This window comes from Marinobacter sp. BW6 (genome assembly GCF_008107725.1).
GTDB lineage: Bacteria > Pseudomonadota > Gammaproteobacteria > Pseudomonadales > Oleiphilaceae > Marinobacter.
This window is the reverse complement of sequence record NZ_VIRN01000067.1, coordinates 1-460: the sequence shown is the minus strand read 5'-3', so window position 1 is coordinate 460 and position 460 is coordinate 1. Positions and strand designations below refer to the sequence as shown.

The 460-nt window shown below is 69.8% G+C and carries 1 protein-coding gene; it reads left to right on the top strand.

Annotation, left to right across the window (positions count from 1 at the left end; genetic code table 11):
• Positions 1–460, top strand: a 460-nt coding sequence (locus tag FMN52_RS16840; protein WP_205424960.1) for a hypothetical protein, incomplete at both ends; no start/stop codon positions are given.

Below are 460 nucleotides of genomic sequence, written 5' to 3'. Positions count from 1 at the left end.
CCGCTCGACAGGGCCCAAACCGCGGCGTTCGTGGAGTCGGCGCTGGACGCGACACTGGACGTCGCCGACGCCGACGAGCTCTTTCGGCGCAGCCTTGGCAACCCGTTGTATCTGCGCCACCTCATCGACGGCGGTGGTCTCGAACACGTGGACGGCCGGTGGCGCTGTCGAGACGAGGATCGTCGGCCGCTGTCCGGCGTGATCGACGAGTACCTGTGCGCCCTGCCGGAACCGGCCCGCGCCGTTGTCGACTACCTCGCCATCGCCGAACCGTTGGCGCGCACCGACCTGGTGGCCCTGGTCGGTGGCGAGCAGTTGGACACGCTCGGCCAAGCCGAAGCCGCCGGCGCGGTGCGGGTGGGTCCCGACAGCGATACCAGCGAGATTTTTGTCGGCCATCCGCTGTACGCCGACCGCGCACGCGCCGTATTGACGGCCGAGCACGCGCATGCATTGCGCG